The organism is Streptomyces sp. NBC_00620 (assembly GCF_026341825.1).
Classification (GTDB): Bacteria; Actinomycetota; Actinomycetes; order Streptomycetales; family Streptomycetaceae; genus Streptomyces.
Genome location: NZ_JAPENY010000003.1, coordinates 22285 through 48107, shown reverse-complemented (window position 1 = coordinate 48107; position 25823 = coordinate 22285). Strand labels below are relative to the sequence as shown.

The 25823-nt window shown below is 69.9% G+C and carries 24 protein-coding genes and 1 pseudogene; 16 read left to right on the top strand and 9 right to left on the bottom strand.

Annotated elements, in window-relative coordinates; genetic code table 11:
* Position 1 precedes the first annotated feature (1 nt).
* The 3 genes from OG246_RS31570 to paaI all read right to left on the bottom strand — a co-directional run bounded on the left by OG246_RS31570 (position 2) and on the right by paaI (position 2440).
* On the bottom strand, positions 2 to 607 hold the full coding sequence (locus OG246_RS31570; RefSeq protein WP_323178377.1) for a TetR/AcrR family transcriptional regulator: 606 nt from the start codon (positions 605 to 607) through the stop codon (positions 2 to 4).
* Between the two features lie 82 nt (positions 608 to 689).
* Entirely contained in the window at positions 690 to 2054 is a 1365-nt protein-coding gene (gene paaK, locus OG246_RS31565; protein WP_266471143.1) for a phenylacetate--CoA ligase PaaK, read from the bottom strand.
* Entirely contained in the window at positions 2051 to 2440 is a 390-nt protein-coding gene (gene paaI, locus OG246_RS31560) for a hydroxyphenylacetyl-CoA thioesterase PaaI (RefSeq protein WP_266474882.1), read from the bottom strand. The genes paaK and paaI overlap by 4 nt, the downstream gene beginning before the upstream one ends.
* 243 nt (positions 2441 to 2683) lie before the next feature.
* Here paaI and paaN point away from each other — a divergent pair, with 243 nt between their 5' ends.
* The 10 genes from paaN to OG246_RS31510 all read left to right on the top strand — a co-directional run bounded on the left by paaN (position 2684) and on the right by OG246_RS31510 (position 12419).
* Positions 2684 to 4405: a phenylacetic acid degradation protein PaaN gene (paaN, locus tag OG246_RS31555; protein WP_266471140.1), complete on the top strand. Its 1722-nt coding sequence runs from the start codon at positions 2684 to 2686 to the stop codon at positions 4403 to 4405.
* A complete protein-coding gene (locus OG246_RS31550; protein WP_266471137.1) occupies positions 4398 to 5618 on the top strand; it encodes a thiolase family protein in 1221 nt (406 codons plus the stop codon). The genes paaN and OG246_RS31550 overlap by 8 nt, the downstream gene beginning before the upstream one ends.
* The gene (locus OG246_RS31545; RefSeq protein WP_266471134.1) at positions 5615 to 6367 is read left to right on the top strand and encodes an enoyl-CoA hydratase/isomerase family protein; all 753 of its coding nucleotides are present in this window, start codon (positions 5615 to 5617) and stop codon (positions 6365 to 6367) included. The genes OG246_RS31550 and OG246_RS31545 overlap by 4 nt, the downstream gene beginning before the upstream one ends.
* Positions 6364 to 7230: a 3-hydroxyacyl-CoA dehydrogenase family protein gene (locus OG246_RS31540; protein ID WP_266471132.1), complete on the top strand. Its 867-nt coding sequence runs from the start codon at positions 6364 to 6366 to the stop codon at positions 7228 to 7230. The genes OG246_RS31545 and OG246_RS31540 overlap by 4 nt, the downstream gene beginning before the upstream one ends.
* Before the next feature lie 123 nt (positions 7231 to 7353).
* On the top strand, positions 7354 to 8328 hold the full coding sequence (gene paaA / locus OG246_RS31535) for a 1,2-phenylacetyl-CoA epoxidase subunit PaaA (protein ID WP_266471130.1): 975 nt from the start codon (positions 7354 to 7356) through the stop codon (positions 8326 to 8328).
* Positions 8325 to 8609: a 1,2-phenylacetyl-CoA epoxidase subunit PaaB gene (gene paaB, locus OG246_RS31530; RefSeq protein WP_266471115.1), complete on the top strand. Its 285-nt coding sequence runs from the start codon at positions 8325 to 8327 to the stop codon at positions 8607 to 8609. Before paaA (OG246_RS31535) ends, paaB (OG246_RS31530) begins: the two co-directional genes overlap by 4 nt.
* Positions 8610 to 8623: 14 nt before the next feature.
* Entirely contained in the window at positions 8624 to 9460 is an 837-nt protein-coding gene (gene paaC / locus OG246_RS31525) for a 1,2-phenylacetyl-CoA epoxidase subunit PaaC (RefSeq protein ID WP_266471112.1), read from the top strand.
* Entirely contained in the window at positions 9454 to 9975 is a 522-nt protein-coding gene (gene paaD / locus OG246_RS31520) for a 1,2-phenylacetyl-CoA epoxidase subunit PaaD (RefSeq protein WP_266471104.1), read from the top strand. The genes paaC and paaD overlap by 7 nt, the downstream gene beginning before the upstream one ends.
* Positions 9975 to 11069: a 1,2-phenylacetyl-CoA epoxidase subunit PaaE gene (paaE, locus tag OG246_RS31515; protein WP_266471102.1), complete on the top strand. Its 1095-nt coding sequence runs from the start codon at positions 9975 to 9977 to the stop codon at positions 11067 to 11069. The genes paaD and paaE overlap by 1 nt, the downstream gene beginning before the upstream one ends.
* 123 nt (positions 11070 to 11192) lie before the next feature.
* Complete coding sequence (locus OG246_RS31510) at positions 11193 to 12419, top strand: glycoside hydrolase family 88 protein (RefSeq protein ID WP_266471100.1); 1227 nt, start codon at positions 11193 to 11195, stop codon at positions 12417 to 12419.
* A gap of 13 nt (positions 12420 to 12432) precedes the next feature.
* Here OG246_RS31510 and OG246_RS31505 read toward each other — a convergent pair whose 3' ends face one another.
* The 3 genes from OG246_RS31505 to OG246_RS31495 form a co-directional block, all read right to left on the bottom strand.
* Complete coding sequence (locus tag OG246_RS31505) at positions 12433 to 12804, bottom strand: hypothetical protein (protein ID WP_266471098.1); 372 nt, start codon at positions 12802 to 12804, stop codon at positions 12433 to 12435.
* Between the two features lie 25 nt (positions 12805 to 12829).
* Positions 12830 to 13543, bottom strand: coding sequence for an SDR family NAD(P)-dependent oxidoreductase (locus OG246_RS31500; RefSeq protein WP_266471095.1), 714 nt, complete (start codon positions 13541 to 13543; stop codon positions 12830 to 12832).
* A 321-nt stretch (positions 13544 to 13864) separates the two neighbouring features.
* Positions 13865 to 14530, bottom strand: a complete 666-nt coding sequence (locus tag OG246_RS31495) for a hypothetical protein (RefSeq protein WP_266471127.1) — start codon at positions 14528 to 14530, stop codon at positions 13865 to 13867.
* A gap of 376 nt (positions 14531 to 14906) precedes the next feature.
* Between OG246_RS31495 and OG246_RS31490 the strand changes: the two are divergent.
* A pseudogene (locus tag OG246_RS31490) lies at positions 14907 to 16238 on the top strand (glycoside hydrolase family 71/99-like protein); the annotation flags it as partial.
* Positions 16239 to 16727: 489 nt separating this feature from the next.
* On the opposite strand, the gene OG246_RS31485 reads toward OG246_RS31490, so the two are convergent.
* Positions 16728 to 17651 (bottom strand): LysR family transcriptional regulator, encoded by a 924-nt coding sequence (locus OG246_RS31485; RefSeq protein ID WP_323178349.1) that lies wholly within the window; start codon positions 17649 to 17651, stop codon positions 16728 to 16730.
* A gap of 411 nt (positions 17652 to 18062) precedes the next feature.
* Between OG246_RS31485 and OG246_RS31480 the strand changes: the two genes are divergently transcribed.
* From OG246_RS31480 to OG246_RS31470, 3 genes are all read left to right on the top strand, one after another.
* Positions 18063 to 18365, top strand: coding sequence for a muconolactone Delta-isomerase family protein (locus tag OG246_RS31480; RefSeq protein WP_266471125.1), 303 nt, complete (start codon positions 18063 to 18065; stop codon positions 18363 to 18365).
* A 190-nt stretch (positions 18366 to 18555) separates the two neighbouring features.
* The gene (locus OG246_RS31475) at positions 18556 to 19728 is read left to right on the top strand and encodes a YbfB/YjiJ family MFS transporter (protein ID WP_266474879.1); all 1173 of its coding nucleotides are present in this window, start codon (positions 18556 to 18558) and stop codon (positions 19726 to 19728) included.
* A 190-nt stretch (positions 19729 to 19918) separates the two neighbouring features.
* Positions 19919 to 20524, top strand: coding sequence for a GPP34 family phosphoprotein (locus OG246_RS31470; RefSeq protein ID WP_266471123.1), 606 nt, complete (start codon positions 19919 to 19921; stop codon positions 20522 to 20524).
* Between the two features lie 52 nt (positions 20525 to 20576).
* On the opposite strand, the gene OG246_RS31465 is transcribed toward OG246_RS31470, so the two are convergent.
* Positions 20577 to 21197: a TetR/AcrR family transcriptional regulator gene (locus OG246_RS31465; protein ID WP_266471121.1), complete on the bottom strand. Its 621-nt coding sequence runs from the start codon at positions 21195 to 21197 to the stop codon at positions 20577 to 20579.
* A 103-nt stretch (positions 21198 to 21300) separates the two neighbouring features.
* Positions 21301 to 23292 carry a hypothetical protein gene (locus tag OG246_RS31460; RefSeq protein WP_266471118.1) on the bottom strand — a complete coding sequence of 664 codons (1992 nt, stop codon included), beginning with the start codon at positions 23290 to 23292 and terminating at the stop codon, positions 21301 to 21303.
* Between the two features lie 244 nt (positions 23293 to 23536).
* On the opposite strand from OG246_RS31460, the gene paaA (OG246_RS42840) reads away from it, so the two are divergent.
* The gene (paaA, locus tag OG246_RS42840; RefSeq protein WP_323178348.1) at positions 23537 to 25540 is read left to right on the top strand and encodes a 1,2-phenylacetyl-CoA epoxidase subunit PaaA; all 2004 of its coding nucleotides are present in this window, start codon (positions 23537 to 23539) and stop codon (positions 25538 to 25540) included.
* Positions 25537 to 25821, top strand: a complete 285-nt coding sequence (paaB, locus tag OG246_RS31445) for a 1,2-phenylacetyl-CoA epoxidase subunit PaaB (protein ID WP_266471115.1) — start codon at positions 25537 to 25539, stop codon at positions 25819 to 25821. Before paaA (OG246_RS42840) ends, paaB (OG246_RS31445) begins: the two co-directional genes overlap by 4 nt.
* Positions 25822 to 25823: the final 2 nt, after the last annotated feature.

The window sequence follows — 25823 nt, the reverse complement described above, 5'->3', positions numbered from 1 at the left end:
GTCAGCTCGCGGGCCGACCGTGCAGTCCGTCGAAGAGGATGGCGGTCAGCGCGTCGGCCAGCGTCTTCACCGACAGGCCGCGGTCGGGGCGGTACCACTCCACGAGGGAGTTGACGGTGCCGAACAGCAGCCGACTGGCGAGGTGCGGGTCGATGTCGGCCCGTATGCCGCCTTCGGCTGCCGCTCGGGCCATCAGCTCGGCGACCCGGTGGTCGAACTCGCGGCGTCTCGCGAGCGCCCGCTGTTCGACCTCGCTGTTGCCGTGCAGGCGCAGCAGCAGGGTGACGTAGGGCAGCTCGGCGGCGAGGACTTCGACGCTGCGGTGCACGATGCGCTTCATCCGGTCGGTCGCCGTCGTGCCCGGGGCCTGGTCCTCGTCGAGTACGGCGAAGAGGGCGTCCAGGGCCCGGCCGACCGCGAGCTCGAGCAGTTCCTCCTTGCCGGACACATGGTGGTAGATGCTCGACTTGCTGAGGCCCAGGCGCCTGGCCAGCTCTTCCATGCCGGTGCCGTCGTAGCCGCGCTCGTTGAAGACCACGACGGCGACCTCAAGGAGAGAGTCGCGGTCGTAGGCGGGGCGGCCGTTGCGGCCGGCTGGGCTCTGCACGGGTGTCCTGGTCACTCGGCCATTGTGACAACGACGGAGATCGTGGTGCCAATGACGGAAATCATGGTGCTCCTCACGGGAATCACTGCTCCCTCAGATCCCTGACCCGGCGGATCTTGCCGACGGAGCGCTCCAGCGTCTCCGGATCGACGATCGTCACGTCGACGGTCACCCCCACACCGTCCTTGATGCCCTTGCCGATCGCCGCGGAGGCGGCATCCCGTTGCTCGGTACCGGCGCCGGGGCGGGCCTCGGCGCGGACGGTCATGTGATCCATCCGCCCGCGCCGGCTGAGCTCGATCTGGAAGTGCGGGGCGACACCGGGAGTGCGCAGCAGGATCTCCTCGATCTGGCTGGGGAAGACGTTCACCCCGCGCAGGATGATCATGTCGTCGCTGCGGCCGGTGATCTTCTCGATGCGGCGGAAGGCGGGGCGGGCGGTGCCGGGCAGCAGCCGGGTCAGGTCGCGGGTGCGATAGCGGATGATCGGCAGCGCCTCCTTCGTGAGGGAGGTGAAGACGAGTTCGCCCTCCTCTCCGTCCGCAAGCACCTCGGCGGTGAACGGGTCGACGACCTCCGGGTAGAAGTGGTCCTCCCACACGTGCAGGCCGTCCTTGGTCTCCACACACTCCTGGGCCACGCCGGGGCCGATCACCTCGGACAGGCCGTAGATGTCGACGGCGTGGATGTCCATGCGCTCCTCGATCTCGCGGCGCATCTCCTCCGTCCACGGCTCGGCGCCGAAGATGCCCACCTTGAGGGAGCTGGTGCGCGGGTCGATGCCCTGCCGTTCGAACTCGTCGAGGAGGGTGAGCATGTACGAGGGGGTGACCATGATGATCTCGGGCTTGAAGTCCTGGATGATCTGCACCTGGCGGGCGGTCATGCCACCGGAGGCGGGAATCACTGTGCATCCCGCGCGCTCGGCGCCGTAGTGCGCACCAAGGCCGCCGGTGAACAGGCCGTAGCCGTACGAGATATGGACCTTGTGGCCCGGGCGGCCGCCGGCGGCACGGATGGAGCGGGCGACGACATCGGCCCACATCGACACGTCGTTCTCGGTGTAACCGACGACGGTGGGGCGGCCGGTGGTGCCGCTGGAGGCGTGGATGCGGCGGACCTGGTCCATGGGGACGGCGAACATGCCGAAGGGGTAGGTGTCCCGCAGATCCGCCTTGGTGGTGAAGGGGAACCGGGCCAGGTCCGCAAGGGTGTGACAGTCCCCGGGCTTGACCCCGGCCGCGTCGAACTTCTTCCGGTACAGCTCGACATTGTCGTACGCATGCCGCAATGTGCCCTGGAGCAACCGGAGTTGATGCTCCCGAAGCTCCTCGCGGGTCAGCCGCTCGGCGGCGTCCAGCAGCTCTTCGGGGAGCGGCTCTCCCAGGCGCACTCCTACGGGCGCCGAAACCGGCGGGGCCGCCGAAGCCGTCTGTTCGCTGCTCATGGAGACTCCTTCGTCTTCGTGCTTCTGATACTGCGGCTGCGCCCGCGGAACTCCGCGATCACCTCGTCGCCGCGCAGAACGCTCACGTCGTAGATGCCGCTGCGGCCGAACCGGGTCCGCTCCCGTGCGGTCGCCACCAGTACGTCGCCCTCGTGCGCCGGGGCGACGAAGTCGATGTCGGCCCCGGCCGCGACGGTGACCGGGCCGTGGCTGTTGCAGGCACAGGCGAAGGCGGTGTCGGCGAACAGGAACAGATAACCGCCGTGAGCGATCCTGTGCCCGTTGACCATCGACGGGGTCACGGTCATCCGGAGTACGGCGGTCCCTTCGCCGTGCTCGAGGAGCTCGATGCCGAGAGCCCTGGACGCCTCGTCCGCGGCGAACATCTTCTCGGTCGGGCTCGAAGCCTCCGCGGGTCCTGAAGCCTCCGCGGGACTTGAGGCCGCCGAGGGATCTGAAGCCTCCGCCGTGCTTGAGGCCTTCGTCGGCGGACCCTCCGTCGGGCTCGAAGCCGTCTCAGTGGTCTGCGTCACCTTTTCCACCACCTTGTGGACCGACCGAACATTCGGTTAGCGTTCGGCACGGCCAAGTAATCCAGCATCACCACTGCCTGTCAAGAGGTGGAACGCATGCCCCAGAACAGCCCCGAGCGCCCCGACTTCTTCGCACGCCACCGCGCGCTGCTGGAAGAGGCGGTCGCCGCGACGGCGGCCCGGGACCACTGGACGCCCTATCCGGAGTCACCCAGCAAGTCGGTCTACGGCGAGGACGCCGCGAAGAACGGGGAAGCCGCCTTCCAGGACCAGCTCGACGGGCACTTCGAGCTGGCCGGCCACCCCGGCGAGAGGCGCGTGCCGGCCACCGAGACCTCTCCGTACGGCTTCGCTCTCGGCATCACCTACCCCCGTGTCACGGTCGACGAGGCCGTGGCCGCGGGGAAGGCGGCCTCCGGCCCCTGGCGCGCGGCGGACCCCGACACCCGTGCCGGTGTCGCCGCCGAGATCCTCGCCCGGCTGAACGCGGCGAGCTTCGAGATCGCGCACGCCGTGCAGCACACCACCGGCCAGGCCTTCGTCATGGCCTTCCAGGCAGGTGGCCCGCACGCCCAGGACCGCGGTCTGGAAGCGGTCGCGTACGCCTGGGCGGAACAGAAGCGGCACCCGGGCGCGGCCCGCTGGAGCAAGCCGCAGCGCAAGGGCGGCCCCCTCGTGCTGGACAAGAAGTTCACGCCGGTGGGGCGTGGGGTGGCGGTGCTGATCGCCTGCAACACCTTCCCGACCTGGAACGGCTATCCGGGCCTCTTCGCCAGCCTGGTCACCGGCAACCCGGTCGTGGTCAAGCCCCACCCGGGCGCCGTCCTGCCGCTCGCCGTCACCGTGCGGATCGCCCGCGAGGTGCTGGGCGAGGCGGGCTTCGACCCGAACGTGGTGCTCCTCGCCGCCGAGGAGGCCGGGGACCGGAGCGCCGGCTGCCTCGCGCTGCACCCCGACGTCCGGATCATCGACTTCACCGGCTCGACGGAGTTCGGCGACTGGCTGGAGAGCAACGCCCGCCAGGCCGCCGTGTACACCGAGAAGGCAGGCCTCAACACCGTCGTCCTGGACTCCACCGACGACTACCGCGGGCTGCTGGGCAACCTGGCCTTCTCGCTGTCTCTCTACAGCGGGCAGATGTGCACCACCCCGCAGAACCTCCTGATCCCGCGCGACGGCATCACCACCGACCAGGGCGTACGGACCGCCGACGAGTTCGCCGCTGACCTTTCCGCCGCACTGGACAAGCTGCTCGGCGACCCGGCCCGCGCCGCCGGTACCCTCGGCGCGATCGTCAACGACGGCGTACGCGAGCGCCTGGACCGGGCCGCGGCGGTCGGCCGTACGGTGCGTGCGTCGGCGCCCGTCGAACACCCCGAGCACCCCAAGGCCGTCATCCGTACGCCGCTGGTGGCCCGGCTGGACGCGGAGGCCGACCGGGAGACGTACACCCGTGAGTGGTTCGGCCCTGTCTCCTTCGTCATCGGCACCGACTCCACCGAGCACAGTCTGCGAATCCTGCGCGAGACGGTGAGCGCCCATGGTGCGCTGACCGCCGCCGTCCACTCCACCAGCGAAGAGGTGCTGGACGACGCCGAGCTGGCGGCCCTGGACGCCGGAGTGCATCTCTCGGAGAACCTCACCGGCGGTGTCTTCGTCAACCAGTCCGCCGCGTTCAGCGACTTCCACGGCAGCGCCGCCAACCCGGCGGCCAGTGCCACCCTGTCCGATCCCGCGTTCGTGACGGGCCGCTTCGCGACGCTTCAGTCGCGCCGGCCCGTCGCCCCGGTCGCTGCCGAGGAGAGCGCCGATGCCTGAACTCCGTGACGCGGTCTATCTGATCGACGGCGCCCGCACCCCCCAGGGCCGCTACGGCGGCGCCCTGGCCTCCGTACGCCCCGACGACCTGGCGGCCCTGGTGGTCGGTGAGGCGGTCCGCCGCGCCGGAATTCCCGGGGAGGCGGTGGACGAGGTGATCCTCGGTGCCGCCAACCAGGCCGGTGAGGACAACCGGGACGTGGCGCGGATGGCCGTGCTGCTGGCCGGACTGCCGCACACCGTGCCCGGCTACACCGTCAACCGGCTGTGCGCCTCGGGACTCACCGCCGTGGCCTCGGCCGCCCAGGCGATACGGGCCGGGGAGGCCGACCTGGTCGTCGCGGGCGGCGTGGAGTCGATGACCCGCGCGCCCTGGGTGATGGCCAAGCCCGGCACTCCGTGGGCGAAGCCGGGGGAGGTGCACGACACCTCGCTGGGCTGGCGCTTCACCAATCCGCGCTTCACCGCCGCGGACAAGCTCTCCACAGGGGAGGCGGGGAAGACGACCCTGTCGATGGGCGAGACGGCCGAGGAGGTCGCCGCGCTCGACGGCATCACCCGCGCCGAGTCCGACGCCTTCGCGCTGCGCAGCCATCAACGGGCGGTCGCCGCTCAGGATGCGGGCCGCTTCGACCGCGAGATCGTGCCGGTGCCGGTGAAGGACGGCGAGGTGACCCGTGACGAGGGCCCGCGCCCCTCCACGACACTGGAGAAGCTCGGCTCCCTGCGCACGATCTTCCGCAAGGACGGCATCGTCACCGCAGGCTCCGCCTCGCCGCTGTCCGACGGCGCCGCCGCCCTGGTGGTGGCGAGCGCGGCGGCCGTCGAGCGGTACGGGCTCACCCCACGGGCCCGGATCGTCACCTCCGCCTCGGCCGGGGTGCAGCCCCACGTCATGGGCCTGGGCCCGGTGCCCGCCACCGAGAAGGCGCTCGCCCGCGCCGGATGGGGGACCGGTGACCTGGACGCGGTCGAGCTGAACGAAGCCTTCGCCGCCCAGGCACTGGCGGTCGTCCGCCGCCTCAAGCTCGACGAGGCAAAGGTCAACGCCGACGGCGGCGCCATCGCCCTGGGCCATCCGCTGGGCTGCTCCGGCGCCCGCATCCTGCTCACCCTGCTCGGGCGGCTGGAGCGCGAAGACGCCCGAAGGGGCCTGGCCACGCTGTGCGTCGGCGTCGGACAGGGCGTCGCGATGCTGGTGGAACGCGTATGACCACCACGTACGAGTACGAGACGCTCATCGTCGAGGACCGCGAGGACCGCGTCGTCGTCACCCTGCACCGCCCCGAGGCCCGCAACGCGATCAGCGGCCTGATGATCCGCGAACTGCACACCGTCTGCGACCTGTTGGAGCAGCACCCGAAACTGCTGCTGCTCACCGGCCACGGCGGCGTCTTCGCAGGCGGCGCCGACATCGCGGAGCTGCTGCGGCGCGGACGGGACGAGGCACTGCAGGGCATCAACAGCCGCCTGTTCGAGCGGGTACGCCGACTGCCGATGCCCACCCTCGCCGCCGTCGACGGCTGGGCGCTGGGCGGCGGTGCGGAACTGTCGTACGCCTGCGACATCCGTATCGCCGGACCGGACGCCGTCTTCGGCAACCCGGAACCCGGGCTCGGCATCCTCGCCGCGGCAGGCGCCTGCTGGCGGCTGCCCGAACTGGTCGGCGAGTCGGTCGCCAAGCAGGTGCTGCTCGCCGGACGGAACCTCGACGCACCGGCGGCACTGGCCGCAGGGCTGGTCATCGATGTCGTACCGGCGGACAGGCTGCTGGACGAGGCGCACGCGCTGCTCGACCGCATGGCCCGCTCATCGGCCACGGCCCTGCGGCTGACCAAGCTGGTCGTCGACTCGCCCGGCGCCCACCCGGTGGCCGACGACCTCGCGCAGGCCGTGCTCTTCGAGGGCCAGGACAAGAAGGACCGGATGACACGCTTCATCGAGAAGAGGAGCCGGGCATGACCACCGCACCCCCTTCCGCACCCGCGGTCGTCGGCGTCATCGGCGGCGGCCGCATGGGCGCGGGTATCGCGCAGTCCTTCGCCGCGGCCGGGTCGTCCGTGACCGTCGTGGAGAGCGGCGGGCCAGCCGCGGCCGCCGCGCTGGACCGTGTCGCCACCGGCCTGAAACGGGCCGCCGAGCGGGGAAAGCTCGCAGAGCCCGCCGAGGAGATACTCGCCCGCGTGACGACGGCTGACTCGGTGGAGGGCCTGCCCGCAGGGGCAGAGCTGGTCATCGAGGCCGTTCCCGAGGACCCCGCGCTCAAGGCCCGGCTCCTCGCCCTGGCCGAAAAGGCGGTGAGCCCGACGACCGTGCTGGCCACCAACACCAGTTCCCTGTCGGTTGCCGAACTCGCCTCCGTCCTCACCCGGCCCGGACGCTTCCTGGGCATGCACTTCTTCAACCCGGTGCCCGCCTCCGAACTGGTCGAGATCGTCGTCGCACCGCAGACCGAGGCCGGCGTCGTCCGCGCCGCCCTGGACTGGACCCACGCCCTCGGCAAGAAGGACGTCGTCGTCAACGACTCACCCGGCTTCGCCAGCAGCCGCCTCGGCCTGGCCCTTGGCCTGGAGGCGATCCGCATGGTCGAGGAGGGTGTCGCCGAGCCGGAGGCCATCGACGACGCCATGCGCCTCGGCTACAAGCACCCGATGGGACCACTGCGGCTCACCGACCTGGTCGGACTCGATGTCCGCCTGGCCATCGCCGAGTACCTGCACAGCACCCTCGGCGAACGCTTCGCACCGCCCCGGCTGCTGCGCGACAAGGTCGCCCGCGGCGAGCTGGGCCGCAAGACGGGGCAGGGGTTCTACACGTGGGATTGACCGACGGACAAGGCATCGGGAAGGGCCATGAGGAGACCATGGCGATGAGAGGGCTTGCCCAGCAGGGGAAAAGGCATCAGACTAGGAACCGAACGAATGGTCGGTAGGGGAGTGGGGATGTCGATGACCAGCAGCACACAGGCGACGAGCCTGGAAGAAGAATTCGACGCCACGATCGAGAAGGACCAGCGGATCGAGCCCCGTGACTGGATGCCCGACGGCTACCGCAGGACCCTGATCCGGCAGATCGCGCAGCACGCCCACTCGGAGATCATCGGCATGCAGCCGGAGGGCGACTGGATCACCCGGGCGCCGTCGCTGCGCCGCAAGGCGATCCTCTTCGCGAAGGTACAGGACGAGGCCGGGCACGGGCTCTATCTGTACTCGGCCGCCGAGACCCTGGGCGCGGACCGGGCGGAGCTGACGGAGGCGCTGATCGAGGGCCGGCAGAAGTACTCGTCGATCTTCAACTACCCGACGCCGAGCTTCGCCGACGTCGGGGTGATCGGCTGGTTCGTGGACGGGGCGGCGATCTGCAACCAGGTGCCGCTGTGCCGCTGTTCGTACGGGCCGTACGCGCGGGCCATGGTGCGGGTGTGCAAGGAGGAGTCCTTCCACCAGCGCCAGGGGTACGAGCTGTTGCTCACGATGATGCGCGGCACGCAGGCCCAGCGGGAGATGGTCCAGGAAGCCGTCGACCGCTGGTGGTGGCCGTCGCTGATGATGTTCGGCCCGCCCGACGACGACTCGCCCAACTCGGCCCGTTCCATGGCCTGGAAGATCAAGCGGCACTCGAACGACGAACTGCGCCAGCGCTTCGTGGACATGACCGTCCCGCAGGCCGAGAAGCTCGGCGTGCGGCTCCCCGACCCGGAGCTGCGCTGGAACGAGGAACGCGGCCACCACGACTTCGGCACCCCCGACTGGTCCGAACTGCAGCGCGTGATCAAGGGCGACGGGCCGTGCAACACCGAGCGGGTCGGCCGGCGCCGGGCCGCCCATGAGGAGGGCGCCTGGGTACGGGAGGCGGCGACCGCGTACGCGGCGAAGCAGGCAGCGCGCGCACAGGCAACAGCGGCAGAAGGAGCGGCGGCATGACGCAGGACTGGCCCCTGTACGAGGTCTTCGTACGCGGCAAGCGCGGCCTGAACCACGTCCACGTCGGCTCACTGCACGCCGCCGACGACCGCATGGCCCTCACCCACGCCCGCGACCTGTACACCCGGCGCAACGAGGGTGTGTCCATCTGGGTGGTGCGCTCGGAACACATCGCCGCCTCGACGCGCGACGAGAAGGACCCGTTCTTCGCCCCCAGCGCCGACAAGGTCTACCGGCACCCCACGTTCTACGACATCCCCGACGACGTCCCGCACATCTAGGAACAGGAGACGACATGAGTGACGATCACGTCTACCTGTCCCTGGCCGAGGGACACGACGACAGCGACGCCCGCTGGGCGTTCGGCACCGGCTTCGAGGATCCGCTGCACGGCGTCGACCAGACCGTCCCCGACGGGATCGACGCCGGGGAGCTGGCCGCGTACTGCCTGGCCCTCGGTGACGACGCGCTGGTCGGCGCACAGCGGCTGGCGCAGTGGTGCACCCGCGCCCCCGAGCTGGAGGAGGAGGTCGCGCTGGCCAACATCGGGCTCGATCTGCTCGGCCAGGCCCGCCTGTTGTACGCGCGTGCCGGGCAGGTGGACGGCACGGGCCGGGGCGAGGACGCGTACGCCTACTTCCGCGACGCGGACGACTTCCGCAACGTCCGGCTCGCCGAACTGCCGGGCGGTGACTTCGCGTTCACCATCACCCGGCTTCTGGTGCTGTCCTCCTGGCGGCTGGCCGTCTTCGAGCGGCTCGCCGTCACCACGCCGGACCCGGTGCTGGCCGCCATCGCCGCCAAGGGCGTCAAGGAACTGACCTATCACCGGCAGTACGCCGCCGAGTGGGCGGTACGGCTGGGCGACGGCACCGAGGAGTCGCGGCGCCGGATGCGCGACGCGCTTGCCGATGTCGCCCCCTACGCGGACGAACTCTTCACGGGAGCGGCGGAGGTACGGGACGAAGTGCTGGCCGTGCTTCGCCAGGTCACCGACGCCGCCGGACTCGTCCTGCCCGAGGCGGCACCGGTGCCGGGACACGGCCGCGAGGGCGACCGCACCGAACATCTGGCCCCGCTGCTCGCCGAGCTCCAGAGCGTGGCCCGCGCCCACCCGGAGGCGACATGGTGACCGTACTGGCCTCGGCCGAGACACGGCGGGCCCGGCGCATCGCCGAGCAGGTGCCCGACCCCGAGATGCCCATGCTCACCCTCGCCGACCTGGGCGTACTGCGTGATGTCGAGGTCGGCCCGGACGGCACCGTCGTCGCGAGCCTGACGCCCACCTACTCCGGCTGCCCCGCCATGGCCGAGATGCGCGCCGAGGTCGCCGCGCGGCTGCGTGATGCCGGGTTCGCCCGGGTGGAGATCCGGACCGTGCTCGACCCTGCGTGGACCACGGACTGGATCACCCCCGACGGCCGCCGCAAGCTCGCCGAGCACGGCATCGCGCCGCCCGGCGCCGCGCCCCGGCACGCTCCCGGGCCCGTGCCACTGACGCTCGCCCCCCTCAGGCGCGCGGTGGCCTGCCCCCGCTGCGGATCGGCCGACACCGAGGAGACCTCGCGCTTCGCGGCCACCTCCTGCAAGGCGCTGTGGCGCTGCCGCGCCTGCCGCGAGCCGTTCGAGTACGTCAAGGAGATCTGATGACCGCCCCGGCCCCGACCCACCAGGCCCGCCGCCGCCCGGCCTTCCACGCGCTGCGGGTCGCCGCGGTCCAGCCGCTGTGCGAGGACGCTGCGGCCATCGGCTTCGACATCCCCGAGCACCTCGCCGAGGAGTTCGCGTACCGGCCCGGCCAGTCGCTCACGCTCCGCCGCGAGGTCGAGGGACGCGACGAGCGCCGCTCGTACTCCATCTGCTCTCCCGTGGGTGCGCGACCGCGCATCGGCGTACGGGTCGTCCCCGGCGGGCTGTTCTCCTCCTGGCTGGTGCACGACGTGCGCCCCGGAGACACCGTCGAGGTGATGGCACCGACCGGTGCCTTCACGCCCGACCTGTCGCAACCCGGCCACCACGTCCTGATCGCCGCGGGCTCCGGGATCACCCCGATGCTGTCCATCGCGGAGTCCGTCCTCGCCGCCGACAGCCGCTCACGCGTCACGCTCTTCTACGGCAATCGGCGCACCGACACCGTGATGTTCGCCGACGACCTCGCCGACCTGAAGGACCTCTACCCGGGCCGGTTCCAACTGGCGCACGTGCTGTCCCGCGAACCGCGCGAGGCGGAGATCCTCTCCGGCCGCCTCGACGCCGACCGGCTCGCCACGCTCATCGACGCCCTGGTCGACGCGAAGGCCGCCGACCACTGGTGGCTGTGCGGCCCGCACGGCATGGTCCGCGACGCCCAGGAGCTCCTCGCCGGACTCGGCGTTCCCGCGGGACACGTCCACCAGGAGCTGTTCTACGCCGACGACGAGCCCGTACAACCCGTCCGTCATGTCGACACCGCCTACGACGGCCCCGTCAGCAAGGTCACCATCACCCTCGACGGCCGCTCCACCACCTCCGCCCTGCCCCGGGACCGCGTCATCCTCGACAGCGGCCAGAAGACCCGCCCCGACCTGCCCTTCGCCTGCAAGGGCGGTGTCTGCGGCACCTGCCGCGCACTGGTCACCGACGGCACCGCGGACATGCGCCGCAACTACGCCCTCGAACCCGCCGAGGTCGACGCCGGCTATGTGCTCACCTGCCAGACGTTCCCCGTCTCCGACACGCTGACCGTCGACTACGACAGCTGAGCGACACGGGAGCTTGCGTTCACGGACCTGAACTCATGTCATATGGGTGTACGTTGGCGTGGCTGCCGTGTAAAACTCCTCCAACTCCCTTACAGGGCTGACCAGTTGGAGAGGCAGGCGACCGTGAGCATTCCCCGGCGAACTGTGCTGGCTTCGGCGGCCGGTGTTACGGCGGCGTACGCCTCCGCACCGCAGGCCGCACAGGCGGCGGCCGGTCGGACACCGGCGGCGACCGCGCGCACATTGCGCGCGGCGGCCGACTACGCGGTGGACAAGATCCGTGCCGTCGCGCCCGGAGTGAGCGCCTTTCCCGTCGGGACGAAGTTCGAGAAATGGACCTACTCCCAGAACGGTGACTGGGTCGGCGGATTCTGGCCGGGAACGCTCTGGATGGCGTGGCTCTACAGCAAGGACGACGCCTTCCGCTCAATGGCGCTCGACTCGGCGAAAAAGCTCGCCCCCCGCCAGTACGACACCGGCACGCACGATCTCGGATTCCTGTTCTCACCGTCTTGGGTGACCGCGTGGCGTCTGACGGGTGACGACACTTGGCGGGCCGGCGCCTTACAGGCGGCCGATTCGCTGATCCAGCGGTACAACCCGCGCGGGCGCTTCATCCGGGCGTGGGGCGCACTGAACGATCCGAACAACGCGGGCCGCGTCATCATCGACACGATGATGAATCTCGACCTGCTGGCATTCGCCAGCCGGCAGACCGGCGACGGCAAATACCTCGACATCGCCGTGGAGCACGCGAAGACCGCTCAGCAGGTGTTCCCGAGACCGGACGGATCGACCCCGCACGTATTCGACTTCGACCCGGCCACCGGAGCGCAGATCGGCCCGGGCACCGTGCAGGGTTACAGCCCCACCTCGTGCTGGTCGCGCGGACAGGCATGGGGGCTGTACGGATTCACCACGATGTACCGCCGGACCGGGAACCGGCAGTTCCTGGCCACCGCACGCAAACTCGCCGACTTCGCGGTGGACGCGCTGGGCGCCGACCACGTCCCTGTGTGGGACTACCGCGCACCGCAGCAGCCCCACGACATCAAGGACGCCTCAGCCGGCGCGATCATGGCCTGCGGCCTTCTCGACCTGTCCGCCGTAACGGGCAGACAGGACTACCGCTCGGTCGCGCTCCGGATACTCACCGCACTGTCACAGACCTGCCTCACGGACAAGTCCTCCCGCGCCGAAGCGGTCGTCGCCCGCTGCACCCGTAACCGGCCGGCCGAGGACGGGATCGAGATCTCGCTTCCCTACGCCGACTACTACCTGCTGGAAGGCATCCTGCGCGTGCTGCAGCCGCAGGACGTCGACCGGGCGATCGACCTGTCCGCACTCTGAGTACCGGCGGTCTCTAGCCGAGGCGGGAGACCTGGTAGTGGGTGATGTACCAGCCCTCCTCCAGGCGCTTCACCAGTACGCCGAGCTTGAGGCCGAGGGTGGGGCGGTCGGTGAACGAGAAGTCGACGTCCAGGTAACCGAGTACGAGGTCGTCGGCGAGGCGTCTGGTTTCGAGGATCCGGTACGCGGCCGCCATCCCGATGGGCTGGGAGTCGTAGTAGGCGGCGATCCCCGGCCTTCCGACGCTGTACGGGTGCAGTCCTTGGAAGATCGCGTCCTCGGTGAACTGTGCGGCGACCTGCTGCGGTTCGTGTGCGTCGACGGCCGCCTTCCACCGGTCGAGAACGCCGCGCAGGATCGCTTCACTGTCTGTCGTGCTGCTCATCAGGCTTCTCCTTGCCGGAGTCGGGTCAGTGGCCGGCGCTCATTCCGCCGTCCACATGGAGGATCTCGCCGGTGACGAACGGGGCGTTCTCCAGGTAGATCACCGCGTCGACGATGTCGCTCTGCTCGCCCATCCGGCCGACCGGATGCAGGGCGGCGAGGGCCTCGTGGGTCTCCTCGGGGTGCATGGGGGTCTTGATGGTGCCCGGTGAGACGGCGTTGCTGCGGATGCCACGCGTGGCGTACTCGATGGCGAGGGACTTGGTGGCGGACTGCAGGCCGCCCTTGGTCAGCGAGGCCAGCACGGAGGGGACGTTGGAGTTGGCGTTGTCCACCAGGCTGGTGGTGACGTTGACGATATGGCCGCCGCCCTGGGCGAGCATGTGCTCGGTGGCCAGCTGAGTGATCCGGAAGAAGCCGGCGAGGTTCACACCGGTCACGGCGGCGTAGTCGTCCCCGGTGTAGTCGGTGAAGGGCTTGGCGACGAAGAGGCCGGCGTTGTTGACCAGGGTGTCGATACGTCCGAACCGCTCGACGCCGGCAGCGATGACACGTTCGGCGGTGGCGGGGTCGGCGATGTCGCCCTGGACGGTCAGGACGCCCGCGTCGTTGGAGGGGGCGATCGTGCGCGAGGTGGCGACGACGGCGTAGCCGAGCTTGCGGTAGGCGTCGACGAGGCCGGCGCCGATGCCCTGCGAGGCACCGGTGATGACTGCGACCTTCTGGTTCTGAGTGCTCATGATGACCTTTTCCGGGATGGGAGTGGGGCTTCTCGACCGGGTCTTCGACTACTAGCCGACCGGTCGACTAATGCGAAGGTAGGTCGCTCGGGGTGGAGAAGTCAAAGGTCAACAGGGCTCTGGCCAGGACTGACTTCCTCGCAGTTGGAAGGCGCAGCCTTCCAGCGCATGTCAGCGGTAGGGCGCCGGAGTGTTCCTGCCCGACGTGGCTTGGGCAACGGCGAAGGCCGTCTCCTCATCCTGAGGAGACGGCCTTCGGCCTGCGGTGGAGTGAGGGGCGGCAGGATTCGATCCCGCGACCCCTTGCGGTGGCGGCGGTGTCTACTCCCAGCCGACGACCTTGAAGTTCCTGTCGACGAAGACGTGGTGCGGCCAGTTGACGCTGATGTTGTGGACCTCGTACTCACCGCCGCTCAGTTCGACCACGCGGTCGCTGATGCCTCCGGGGACGACGGCCTGCGCGGCCTTGACCGCCTTGTACGCGGTCGTACCGTTGACGATCGTCCCTTCGCCCTCGGTGTAGTCAGGGATCTGACCGACCGACTTGTCCGGTGACGGGGTCCCCTGCTGGAAGGCGATCACCCCTGCCGCTTCGGCGGCCGCTGCTCCGCCGTCGCCTCCGCGCTGGACGGCGACCTGCGTCGCGGCGATGTTCGCGCTGTCCACCACCCCGATGACGAGGACGCTCGCACCCTCCTTCACGGCTTTGGCGGAGGCTCCAGTGGTCTTCGTGGCGGAGGTCTCGGTCACCGTCACCTCCACGCCCGTCGCCGTCGTCATGGTGAAGCCCGAGGTGGACACGGTGTCGACGATGCCGGTCGCACCGCCGTCGGACGGGTCGGCCGCGGGGCCGCCGCCTGCGGGCCCGGTGGGCGTCGGGGTCGGCGAGGTCGTGGCCGCGATGGAAGGAGACGACGAGGAATCCGCGGCGGCGGACGTACCGCCGAGGGTGGCTCCGGCTACCGCACACGCCAGCCCGGCAGCCATGGTCCACACACTTCTCCGTGACAGCATCCGCCGCGGGAAGGGCTGGGAGGCTCGTCCGGTCCTGACCGTGGGGGTGGGCTCGGGCGAAGAGTCATGTGTCGGGTCGTGGTCATACATGGTGGGGGTTCCCTTCGCTGGGGCAACTGCTTCCCAGCCTGGTCGCCGTTCATATGAGGACGCTCATGGAGCCCTTAAGAACTCCTAATAAATGTGCCGCCGCACCCCACCAGCCCCTCGTGGCGGGCAAGTTGTCCATCCGCACGGTTCACCTTTGCGACCGTTCCCTGCATTGCCCCCATGCAGGGCACGCGCCTTGACGCTCCACCGCCCTCACGACTTAACTCACGTCTTGAGATTTCCGCTCTCGCACCCCCAGATGCCTCGCCCGGGCCCCCGCCCAGGTCATCCCCCCGCGCCTCTCGGAGCCTCATATGCCCAAGTCCCACCGCACACCGACCTGGACGCGCCGCAGGGTCCTCGGCGCGACGGCCGGCGGCACCGCGGCCGCCGCACTCGGCGCGGTCGGCGCGGTCGGCGTCGCGCGGGCCGCCTCGGCGGCCACCACGAGCGCCACCGCCAGCGCTCCTGGCGACGTCGTCGGCAAGATCACCGTCGGCTACCAGGGCTGGTTCGCCTGCAAGGGCGACGGTGCGCCGATCAACGCCTGGTGGCACTGGGCCCCCAACAGCGCCCAGACCCCGTCCCCTTCCAACAACGGCATCAAGGCCTGGCCCGACGTCCGCGACATCACGAAGACGTACCCGACGGCGTTCGGCAGCCTCGGCAACGGCCGCACGGCCTCGCTGTTCTCCTCGTACGACCAGCAGACCGTGGACGCCCACTTCCTGTGGATGCAGCAGTACGGCATCGACACCGCCGCGCTCCAGAGGTTCAACCCCAACGACAGCGAGGGCCCGACGCGGGACGCCATGGCCCAGAAGGTGCGCGGCGCCGCCGAGGCGTACGGGCGGAAGTTCTACGTCATGTACGACGTCAGCGGCTGGACCGCCATGCAGTCGGAGATCAAGACCGACTGGACGAACAAGATGTCCGCCCACACGTAGAGTTCGGCGTACGCGCTCCAGAACGGCAAGCCCGTCGTGTGCATCTGGGGCTTCGGATTCAACGACGACAAGCACGCGTTCAGCGCGGAGGCCTGCCTCGACGTCATCAACTGGTTCAAGGGCCAGGGCTGTTACGTGATCGGCGGCGTGCCGACATGGTGGCGCACCGGCACCGGCGACTCGCGTTCAGGCTGCTCAGACGTCTACCACGCCCTCAACATGATCTCGCCGTGGATGGTGGGCCGGATCGGCAACGCCTCCGAAGCCGACAACTTCTACACCCAGGCAACCGTGCCGGACCTGGCCGACTGCGCCGCCCACGGCATCGACTAGCAGCCGTGCGTCCTGCCCGGCGACGTCGCCGAACGCCAGCGCGCCCACGGGGACTTCATGTGGCGGCAGGTCTACAACATGGTCAGGGCAGGAGTGCGCAGGGCATCTACATCTCCATGTACGACGAGTACAACGAGGGGAACCAGATCGCCAAGACGGCCGAGTCGCAGGAGTGGGTGCCCACGGACTCGGGACTGCTCGCCCTCGACGAGGACGGCACGGCCTGCTCCTCGGACTACTACCTGCGCCTGACCGGTGACGGCGGCCGCATGCTCAAGGGTGAACTCGCCCTGACCGCCACCCGCCCCACCCAGCCCTTCGTCAACGGCACCTCCGCCGGCACCCCGGCCACCGTCACGATCACCCTCAAGGCGCGGGCCAACAGCAGGTTCGTCACCGCGGAGAGCGCCGGCGCCAAGTCCCTGATCGCCAACCGCGACTCGGTCGGCCTGTGGGAACGGTTCGACCAGATCGACCTGGGCAACGGCAGCATCGCCGTGCGCGCCCGCGCCAACGGCCGTATCGTCAGCGCGGTCGACGCGGGCGCCTCCGCCCTGATCGCGGACCGCACCGCCATCGGCACCTGGGAGACCTTCCAACTGGTGGACAACTCCAACGGCACGGTCAGCCTGCTCGCCTCCGCCAACGGCAAGTACGTGACGGCCGACAACGGCGGAGCCGACCCGCTCATCGCCAACCGCACGGCGATCGGGACGTGGGAGCAGTTCGACCTCGCGACGGTCTAGTCACTGACCCAGGCGGCTAGTGCCGGTGCGGGTCCTAGTCACTGGTTCAGGCGGCTAGTTCCGGTGCGGGTCGCCCTCGGGCAGCCAGGCGTCCGGGGCGTGGATGCCGAGGTCGCCCACCCTGTTGCAGAGGGCGTCGACGAGGGCGAGGACCGCGGGGCGGTTCTCGCTCTCGCGCCGGACCAGGGACCAGGTCCAGTGCACCTCCGGTGCGACGATCGGGCGTTGGACCAGGTCGGGCGGCAGGGGAGTGGTCTGGCCCTTGGGGGAGTTGATGACCGGACGGTTGCTGCGGCGGACGTGGTCGAAGAACGCGGGTCCGGTGATGCCATTGTCGGCGATGTGTACCGCGCCGGCTCCGGTGTCCCGGGCCAGTTGTTCGGCATAGATGTTCCAGGACGACCAGGAGGTGGTGTCGTCGTCGAGGAGGACGATGGTGTCCCGGGCGGCCACGTCGCTCGTGTCGTCGCCGGTTGCAACGGCGTACAGCCGGTCGGCGCCGATGAGCCGGGCGTGCAGGCCGCGCTTTTCCAGGTCCTCGGTCCGTACCCAGCACACGGCGAGGTCCAGGCTGCCGTCGGCGACCCGGGCGGCCTGGGTGTGCGAGGGCGCGATCCACGCGTCGATGTGGAGTTGGGCCACCCCGGCGGCGCGGGTGGTCAGGTCGGGCGGGAGCCAGTTGACGTAGCCGAGCCGTACCGGTTCCGAACCGGACAGCCGGCTGGCGCGCCGCTGGAGGTCCTCCGCCCGTTCCAGCAGTGCGCGGGTGTGCGGGAGCAGGGCCGAACCGGCCGGGGTGAGGGACACCGAACGGCGGTCACGAACGAACAACTGCACCCCTAGGTCGCGTTCGAGCGCCTTGATCTGCTGCGACAGGGAGGGGCCCGCGATCAGCAGCCGCGCGGCGGCCCGGCCGAAGTTCAGTTCCTCGGCGACCGCAACGAAATACCGCAGTTGGCGCAGTTCCACGCCTGTCATGCTACGTCGGTGAGAGGCCACGCCTCCCAGCAGGGAGCAAGCCCGTCGTGGCGGCGCCCCTGCCGCAGGCGGACGATGAGCGTATGACAACCCGACGGCATGCGAGCGCAGTGGTCCCCGCCGGTATCCGGCGGGTTGAAGCGGTGCGGCCGGTCGCCGACCCGGCAGGACCGACGGGCTCGGAGTTCGCCGACGATCGGCCGCCCGCTTCGACGCTCAGCTGGACGTCCTTCGACGCCCCCGGCAGACAGGCTGAACCTGCCGCCCCCCGGTACGCCGGCCGCCGTCCGATCACACCGCGACGGCCGCCTCGCTGAAAACACCGCGGCAGCCGACCCTCTGAAAACACAGGCCTCCCACCACCCATACGCCCCGGCCGTCGCCGGACGCCCGACCGAACGGAGCAGGACGATGCGAGAGTTCCTGGTCGAGATCACCACCACCGTCCCCGAGGGCACCAGCCAGGACGAGGTCGACCGGCGCCGCGCCGCCGAATCCGTCCGTGCCCGGGAACTGGCCGGCACCGGCAACCTGGCGCGGCTGTGGCGCCCGGTCGGAGAGCTGCGCAGCATCGGCGTCTGGCGGGCCGCCGACGAGGACGAGCTCCATGAGAAGGTGCTCGGCACGCTGCCACTGAGCCCGTGGATGACTTTCACCGTCACCGCCCTCGAGTCCCACCCCAACGACCCGGGCCGGACCGACGCCACGCAGTGACGTCACATTCCCCGTCCGTTCACCGCCGAGTTCACGGCGGTGAGTCGTGGCCGCCCGGAGGCCCGCGCGATCTCACAAGGACTTCGTCATGAGCGTACGAGCCCTGCGCGACGCCCGGGCACGAGGAAGCGCGGCGCTCCACTCGCCCTGGGGGCACGTCGTCCAAGCCGCCGCGGCGCTCGCCGCGGGCATGGGGGTCGGCCGGTTCGTCTACACCCCGATCCTCCCCCTGATGCATGCTCAGGCGGGGCTGTCCGCGGGTGCCGGCGCGAATCTGGCCACCGCCAACTACATCGGCTACTTCGTGGGCGCGCTCGCCGGCATCGCGGGCCCCGCGCTGGTCCGCTCACCCGCTCTCCTGCGCACCGCCCTGATCGTGCTGACCGCCAGTCTGGCTGCCATGCCCGCCACACACAGCACAGCCGTATGGATCGCGCTGCGGCTACTGGCCGGAGTGATGAGCGCGCTGATCTTCGTCATCGCGGTCAGTTCCCTTCTCAGCCACCTGCGGGAGCACCCGGCCCACCTGCCCGGCTGGGCCTTCGGCGGCGTCGGCGCAGGCATCGCACTGTCCGGCCTGCTCGTCCTCGTTCTTCGTTCCGCTGCCGACTGGCGGGCCGCCTGGTGGGCCTCGGCCGCACTTGCCGCGGTCCTCGCCGCCGTCTCGTGGAACCTCCGCCCGGAGGCATATCCCACGCCAACCCCCGAATCCGGCAGGGCCCCGGCCGACGGACCGGAGATGCGCACGCACCGCTGGTTCACCGCCCTCTTCGCCTCCTACACGCTGGAGGGCGTCGGCTACATCGTCGCCGGCACCTTCCTGGTCGCCGCGATCGAGCAGAGCTCCCCGGGGTGGATCGGCAGCGGCGCCTGGGTGTTGGTCGGTCTGGCGGCGGTGCCTTCCTCGGCGCTGTGGGCCTGGCTCGGGCGCCGTTGGTCCCGCCCCGATCTGCTGCTGGCCGCGCTCCTCGTCCAGGCGGCCGGCATCGCCCTGCCCGCCCTGATCGGCGGAGTAGCAGCCGCCCTGGTCTCCGCGGTCCTGTTCGGCGCGACTTTCATCGGCATCAGCACCCTTGCCCTCGCAACCGGGGCCCATCTCCGGGTCCCGCGCTCGGTCGCGCTGCTGACCGCCGGATACTCCGTCGGCCAGATCCTCGGTCCCCTGGTCGTCGCTCCGCTGCTCGACCACGGCTACCGCCAGGCGCTGATCCTGGCCGCCGTCGTGGTCCTCGCGGCTGCCGCAGCCGCCGCCGTGCTGCGCATCGGCTTCCCGCACGACATGGTGGAAGGGCGACACGCCATCCCGGTACGACGGTCGGCTCCTGCGGAAACCGCCCCGGACACGGGCAGACTCGGCGCCTGATGGAGCCGAGCCGCGGTCGGCCGACCGTTCACCGTCCGGTCGTCGGTTTCCGTCCGAGGCGCCCGTCCAAAGCAACCGCTTGTCCGCCGCGGCGTCCGGCCTTGCCCCCCGGGGCGTGGTCGGGCACCGGCGACGTATCGTCACCCATGCCTCTGGCGTATCGCCACCTGCCTCTGATGTGGAGCCCGTCATGACCACACCGCGCGACCTGTTGATCATCACCATGGATGTCTCGTCCGGTCGTTCCGTCGAGCAGGGCAACCTGTCGCTGGCGCTCGCGGGAGCCGAACTGATCGACCTCATCGACGCCCAGGCGCTCACCCTGGACGGCGACGGCATCGTGCCCGCAGCGCCGCGGACCATGGGTGACCGGCTGCTGGACGAGGCGGCGGCGTCGCTCACCCGCCAGGCGCCGTACGAGCCCATCGAGGACTGGCTGTGGCGCCGGGGCCGTGACCTGGCCGCGGCCTACCTGGCCGCCCTGGAGGCGGAAGGGCAAGTGGCCCGGCCACGCCACCGCTGGAATCCAATTCGTACGGGCCCGGCCGTGTGGGGCGACACCTCGGCACGTCGCCGGGCGTCCGACCGCTGGACGTCGGGCGAGCCCGTCCTCGCCGGCCTCGCGGCCGCCGCGGGCATCCGCGACGAGCCCACGGAAGAGGTCACCGGCCTCGCCGACGAAGCGGTCGTGACCGTACTGGCCGCTGTCCACGACGCGGTGACGGAACTGGAAGCCGTACGGCAACGGCGAAGCATCGAAAACGCGGCCTTCGACAACATCTGGCGCGGCCCGTGACGAAGACACCGGCGGGCAACGAGCTGTGTCCTTCGTCAGCGGCGGACCGGCATCAGACGCTGGCCGCGACCCCGTCCGCCGCGCGGCCACCGAGCAGCGCCAGGGAGTTCCCCCACAGTGAGCCGAGGCGTTGCGTGTTGTTGTAGAGCTTGGCGAAGAGGACCTGCCCCTCCAATTGGGCCACCACCGACCGCGCGGCCTCCCGGGTATCGGTCACGGTGACCTCGTGGCGCTCCAGAGCCTCGGCGATGACCGAGTCGACCATCTCGACCTGGGCCTCGAAGATCTCCTGCAGCCGCATGCGGATGGCCTCCGTCTGGTTGCTCAGCTCCAGAGTGAGGTTCCCGAACAGGCAGCCCGAGACGGTGCCGCAGCTCTGCTGGCCGGCGCGCTGCCCGGCCTCCGTCTCCTCGAAGAGCCGACGTAGCCGGTCCAGTGGTACTGCGTCTTCATTCAGGATGCGCGTCCAGTCGGCCTTCTGGCCGGCCCAGTGCTCGTCGATCACGGCCAGCGCGAGAGCTTCCTTCGATTCGAAGAAGTAGTAGAAGCTGCCCTTGGGTACACCGGCCGTCTTGCAGATCTCGGCCACACCCAGAGCCGAGTAGCCGCGCAGCTCGATGAGTGTCTGCGCGGCACTGAGGATCTTCTCCCTGGCGTCGCTGGTTCGTCCCATGAGTCGAGTGTACGACCGGTCGACTATTACTTACTAGACCGGTCGGCTAGCGAGCGGGCCGCCCGGAGAACGAGTGAGCGCTGACCAAGAGGCGGCGTTCGCGTCAGTCGGCCACCTTCACCACCGCTGTCGCCCCCGCCCGAACCGTCGGCGTCGCGTACGTGTACGTCACGCCGTCGACCGTCTTGGTCCGTACGCGCTGGGGGACACCGTTGACCGTGATCTTCTTGTGGACGCCCTGGAAGCGGGCCTCCCAGTGGTAGGCGCCGCTGCGCGCGTTGTTCGTCAGCGTGGACTTCGTCGCGCCGTCGTGCCGCACGGTGATGGTGCTGGTGCCGATGGGTATGTCGGCGGTCTGGAGCCACTTCATGCCGGACGGCAGCCGCGACTGCGTGGTCACCGTGCGGTTCGCCGCGTCCGGTGTGATGCCCATCAGGCCCTCGACGGTCTGACTGACCAGAGTGAACGACACCTCGGGGTAGTCACCGTTGGGGCCCTGGCTGGAGTTGATGTGCTGGATCTCCCGCTGGCCGTAGATCTTCTTCATCCACGTCCAGGCGGTGTCGTTGCGGTTGTTCTTGAAGAACATGTCGGGCAGGTACGTCGTCGACTCGATGTTGGGCGACCCCTCAGGACCCAACTCCTGCGTCTGGATGTAGTCGAGATAGGCGTCGTTGCGCGGGCCGGGATCGAGGATCTGCTTCATCGGCACGAACACGCTGTTCTCCTTGCCCCAGCCGGTGACCGGGGCGCCGGACGTGGTGTACGCGCGGACCATGTCGGCTCCGCTTCCGCTGCCGCTCCATTCGTCGTTGAAGTACGCCTTCAGGTCTGCGGCACGCCGGTCGAACGTCTTGGCCAGTGCGGTGTCGCCCTTGCCGCGTGCGAGCGTGGCCATCGCGAGATACGCCTGGTACTGCGAGGCGATGCCGTCCCCGGCCTCGGCGAGGCCGTCGCCGTCCTGCTCGTTGTAGCTGGCGGCGCCGGCGAAGATGCCGTTGCCCGTGCCCTCGGCGACCTTGACCTTGCCGTTGGGCTTGGCGGCGTTGTGCAGGTCGATGAACTCATCGGTGGAGTGCAGATAGAAGTCCCACAGCGCCGGGTCGTCGACGTAACTCTGGTCGCCGGTCCACCGGTAGGCCTGTCCGGCCTTCTCGACGAGTTCGAAGACGGCCGGCACCTCACGCACGTAGTTGTCCGGGCTCTTGTAGTCGATGCTCAGATAGGTCTGGGCGTCGAAGTTGAGGGCCCACACCGGGAAGTACTTGTGCTCGGCGGTGGCCGAAGACGCGTACGAGCGGAGCATCGTCCTGTTCGCGACGTCGAGGCCGAGGATGTGGGCGCCGGCGAGCTGGTGGGTCATGTCGCGGGAGTAATAGGCGCTGCGGTTGGCGTATCCGGCCCAGTAGGTGGCCGCGTACTGCGCGGTGCCGGTGCCGCCGGTCTGGTACTCGTCGACGTTGATCGGGCCGGTCGTGCCGGGCAGTTGAGCCCAGCTGTTGGCCTTCTTCTTGGCCCAGCCGAACATCTCGACGACCTCGGGGTCGGACGAGGTGACCTTGGGGTCGGCGGGCGCGGCGGGGGAGATCATCAGATCGTCGGCGTTGACCCAGGCGCTGCCGGAGCCGAAGGCGATCTCCAGCCGGTCGCCGGTCTTCAGCTCGACGCGGCTGATGGTGTACCGGGCGTAGGCGCGACGCTGCGGCAGGGTGATCGTCTCGACGGTCTCGCCGTTGCGCCGGACCGTGTATGTGCCGCCGTCGCCGGCGCTCCCGATCCACGCGGAGAAGTCGTAACTGCCGTTCCGGGGTGCGACAAGGCTCAGTTGCGCGCTCTTGCCGGCCCCGGCGTCCAGGTAGAGGAAGCGGGCGCCGCCGTGGGAGTTGCCGGTGCCGACCCCGGTGCCCGCGCCGAAGGTCCAGCCGGTGCCGCCGTTCTCGAAACCCGGGTCGGGGAGGGCGAGTTGGGGCGGGGCGGCGGTGGTGTCCGACGAGGGAGCCGCGCCGTCTCCCGGAGCTGCCGTGGCCGTCAGTGCGGGGGCCATGGGAGTGAGCAGGGCAACAGCGGTAAGCAGCATGAGCCTTGAGGGCTTCATCGGGTCTCCCGGTCTTCGGTGACGGCGGGTTGGGGGGCCGAGTGGTGGCGGAAAGCTAGCAGGGGCCGAAGAGGAGATTCAACGGTCATGCGCAAGAAACATGCAAGACATGCAGTCTGAATGCTCTCTCAGCCGAGATGTCAGACAGAAAGCTTTCACGCATCTATTGCAAGTCGGATCCATCGCTTGCTAGCTTCCAGCCGCGCCACAAGAGCCGCGCACCCGCCGGAACCCCGGAGCAGCCATGGATGCCTCGCCCGTGAATCAGCCACCGCCGGACGACCCTCCACGAGGCGGTCTGGACCGACGGCGCCTGCTGGGGATCGGCGGTTCGCTCCTCGCCGCCGGGGCAGGGACCCCGCTGCTCGGCGCCTGCTCGGTGACCGGCGCAACCAAGGCCGGGAGCCTCGGCGATCCGGACCGGGCCGCGATCGCCGTCTGGAGCTGGCAGGGCCCCGCAGCCGCCATGAAAGCGCTGGTCCCCGCCTTCCAAACGCAGCATCCCGGGATCGACGTCACCGTCCAGGACATCGGGAACCCGGCGATCTGGGACAAGATCACCACAGCGATGGCAGCCGGCGGACAAGGCCTCGCGGACGTCCTGCACATCGGCGTCGACTACCTCCCCGCCTACACCGAGAAGTTCCCCGACGGTCTCGCCGACCTCGGCCCGCTCGGCGCCGACCGCTACCGCGACGCCTTCGCCGACGGCATGTGGCAGACCGTCACCCGCAAGGGCAAGGTCAACGCCCTTCCCTGGGAGGCCAATTCGGCGGGGTTCTACTATCGGGCCGACCTCTTCGAGGCCGCCGGTGTCGACGGCGAGGCGCTGGCGACATGGGACGACGCCATCGACGCCGGGAAGAAGATCAAGAAGGCGACCGGGGTCCATCTCCTGGGCATCGACAAGCCCGCCTCGCAGCCGGACGCCGCCAACTTCTTCCAGATGCTGCTCCAGCTCCAGGGCACGTTCTACTTCGACGCCGCGGGCCGGATCACCCTCAGCTCTCCCGAGGCCGTCACCGCGATGACCCTCATCAAGGAGATGAACGACGCCGGCCTGGTCAGCGATCTGGCGGGCGGCTGGACCGCGTTGGAGAACTCCATCAAGTCCGGCACCGCGGCCGTACTGCCCTGGCCGACCTGGTTCGGCAGCATCATCGAGGGCCTGGTGCCCAAGGAATCCGGAAAGTGGAAGGTCCGCCTGCCACCAGCGGTGAAGCCCGGCGGCACCACGGCGGCGACCGTCAACTCCACCCATCTCGCCGTCGCGGGCTCCAGCATGCACCAGGCCGCCGCCTGGGCCTTCGTCGAGTACATCCTGACCAGGCCGGAGTCGCAGGAGGCCATCTACCGCAGCAAGGGCATCGCCCCCGGCAGGACCCTGATCCGGCAGATCGCGCAGCACGCCCACTCGGAGATCATCGGCATGCAGCCGGAGGGCGACTGGATCACCCGGGCGCCGTCGCTGCGCCGCAAGGCGATCCTCTTCGCGAAGGTACAGGACGAGGCCGGGCACGGGCTCTATCTGTACTCGGCCGCCGAGACCCTGGGCGCGGACCGGGCGGAGCTGACGGAGGCGCTGATCGAGGGCCGGCAGAAGTACTCGTCGATCTTCAACTACCCGACGCCGAGCTTCGCCGACGTCGGGGTGATCGGCTGGTTCGTGGACGGGGCGGCGATCTGCAACCAGGTGCCGCTGTGCCGCTGTTCGTACGGGCCGTACGCGCGGGCCATGGTGCGGGTGTGCAAGGAGGAGTCCTTCCACCAGCGCCAGGGGTACGAGCTGTTGCTCACGATGATGCGCGGCACGCAGGCCCAGCGGGAGATGGTCCAGGAAGCCGTCGACCGCTGGTGGTGGCCGTCGCTGATGATGTTCGGCCCGCCCGACGACGACTCGCCCAACTCGGCCCGTTCCATGGCCTGGAAGATCAAGCGGCACTCGAACGACGAACTGCGCCAGCGCTTCGTGGACATGACCGTCCCGCAGGCCGAGAAGCTCGGCGTGCGGCTCCCCGACCCGGAGCTGCGCTGGAACGAGGAACGCGGCCACCACGACTTCGGCACCCCCGACTGGTCCGAACTGCAGCGCGTGATCAAGGGCGACGGGCCGTGCAACACCGAGCGGGTCGGCCGGCGCCGGGCCGCCCATGAGGAGGGCGCCTGGGTACGGGAGGCGGCGACCGCGTACGCGGCGAAGCAGGCAGCGCGCGCACAGGCAACAGCGGCAGAAGGAGCGGCGGCATGACGCAGGACTGGCCCCTGTACGAGGTCTTCGTACGCGGCAAGCGCGGCCTGAACCACGTCCACGTCGGCTCACTGCACGCCGCCGACGACCGCATGGCCCTCACCCACGCCCGCGACCTGTACACCCGGCGCAACGAGGGTGTGTCCATCTGGGTGGTGCGCTCGGAACACATCGCCGCCTCGACGCGCGACGAGAAGGACCCGTTCTTCGCCCCCAGCGCCGACAAGGTCTACCGGCACCCCACGTTCTACGACATCCCCGACGACGTCCCGCACATCTAGGA

Coding starts and splice junctions, on each gene's coding strand:
- paaK (WP_266471143.1), bottom strand. CDS start 2,054: ATGAGCAGCGAACAGACGGCTTCGGCGGCCCCGCCGGTTTCGGCGCCC.
- paaI (WP_266474882.1), bottom strand. CDS start 2,440: ATGTTCGCCGCGGACGAGGCGTCCAGGGCTCTCGGCATCGAGCTCCTC.
- paaN (WP_266471140.1), top strand. CDS start 2,684: ATGCCCCAGAACAGCCCCGAGCGCCCCGACTTCTTCGCACGCCACCGC.
- OG246_RS31550 (WP_266471137.1), top strand. CDS start 4,398: ATGCCTGAACTCCGTGACGCGGTCTATCTGATCGACGGCGCCCGCACC.
- OG246_RS31545 (WP_266471134.1), top strand. CDS start 5,615: ATGACCACCACGTACGAGTACGAGACGCTCATCGTCGAGGACCGCGAG.
- OG246_RS31540 (WP_266471132.1), top strand. CDS start 6,364: ATGACCACCGCACCCCCTTCCGCACCCGCGGTCGTCGGCGTCATCGGC.
- paaA (WP_266471130.1), top strand. CDS start 7,354: ATGACCAGCAGCACACAGGCGACGAGCCTGGAAGAAGAATTCGACGCC.
- paaB (WP_266471115.1), top strand. CDS start 8,325: ATGACGCAGGACTGGCCCCTGTACGAGGTCTTCGTACGCGGCAAGCGC.
- paaC (WP_266471112.1), top strand. CDS start 8,624: ATGAGTGACGATCACGTCTACCTGTCCCTGGCCGAGGGACACGACGAC.
- paaD (WP_266471104.1), top strand. CDS start 9,454: ATGGTGACCGTACTGGCCTCGGCCGAGACACGGCGGGCCCGGCGCATC.
- paaE (WP_266471102.1), top strand. CDS start 9,975: ATGACCGCCCCGGCCCCGACCCACCAGGCCCGCCGCCGCCCGGCCTTC.
- OG246_RS31505 (WP_266471098.1), bottom strand. CDS start 12,804: ATGAGCAGCACGACAGACAGTGAAGCGATCCTGCGCGGCGTTCTCGAC.
- OG246_RS31500 (WP_266471095.1), bottom strand. CDS start 13,543: ATGAGCACTCAGAACCAGAAGGTCGCAGTCATCACCGGTGCCTCGCAG.
- OG246_RS31495 (WP_266471127.1), bottom strand. CDS start 14,530: ATGGCTGCCGGGCTGGCGTGTGCGGTAGCCGGAGCCACCCTCGGCGGT.
- OG246_RS31485 (WP_323178349.1), bottom strand. CDS start 17,651: ATGACAGGCGTGGAACTGCGCCAACTGCGGTATTTCGTTGCGGTCGCC.
- OG246_RS31480 (WP_266471125.1), top strand. CDS start 18,063: ATGCGAGAGTTCCTGGTCGAGATCACCACCACCGTCCCCGAGGGCACC.
- OG246_RS31475 (WP_266474879.1), top strand. CDS start 18,556: ATGGGGGTCGGCCGGTTCGTCTACACCCCGATCCTCCCCCTGATGCAT.
- OG246_RS31470 (WP_266471123.1), top strand. CDS start 19,919: ATGACCACACCGCGCGACCTGTTGATCATCACCATGGATGTCTCGTCC.
- OG246_RS31465 (WP_266471121.1), bottom strand. CDS start 21,197: ATGGGACGAACCAGCGACGCCAGGGAGAAGATCCTCAGTGCCGCGCAG.
- OG246_RS31460 (WP_266471118.1), bottom strand. CDS start 23,292: ATGAAGCCCTCAAGGCTCATGCTGCTTACCGCTGTTGCCCTGCTCACT.
- paaA (WP_323178348.1), top strand. CDS start 23,537: ATGGATGCCTCGCCCGTGAATCAGCCACCGCCGGACGACCCTCCACGA.
- paaB (WP_266471115.1), top strand. CDS start 25,537: ATGACGCAGGACTGGCCCCTGTACGAGGTCTTCGTACGCGGCAAGCGC.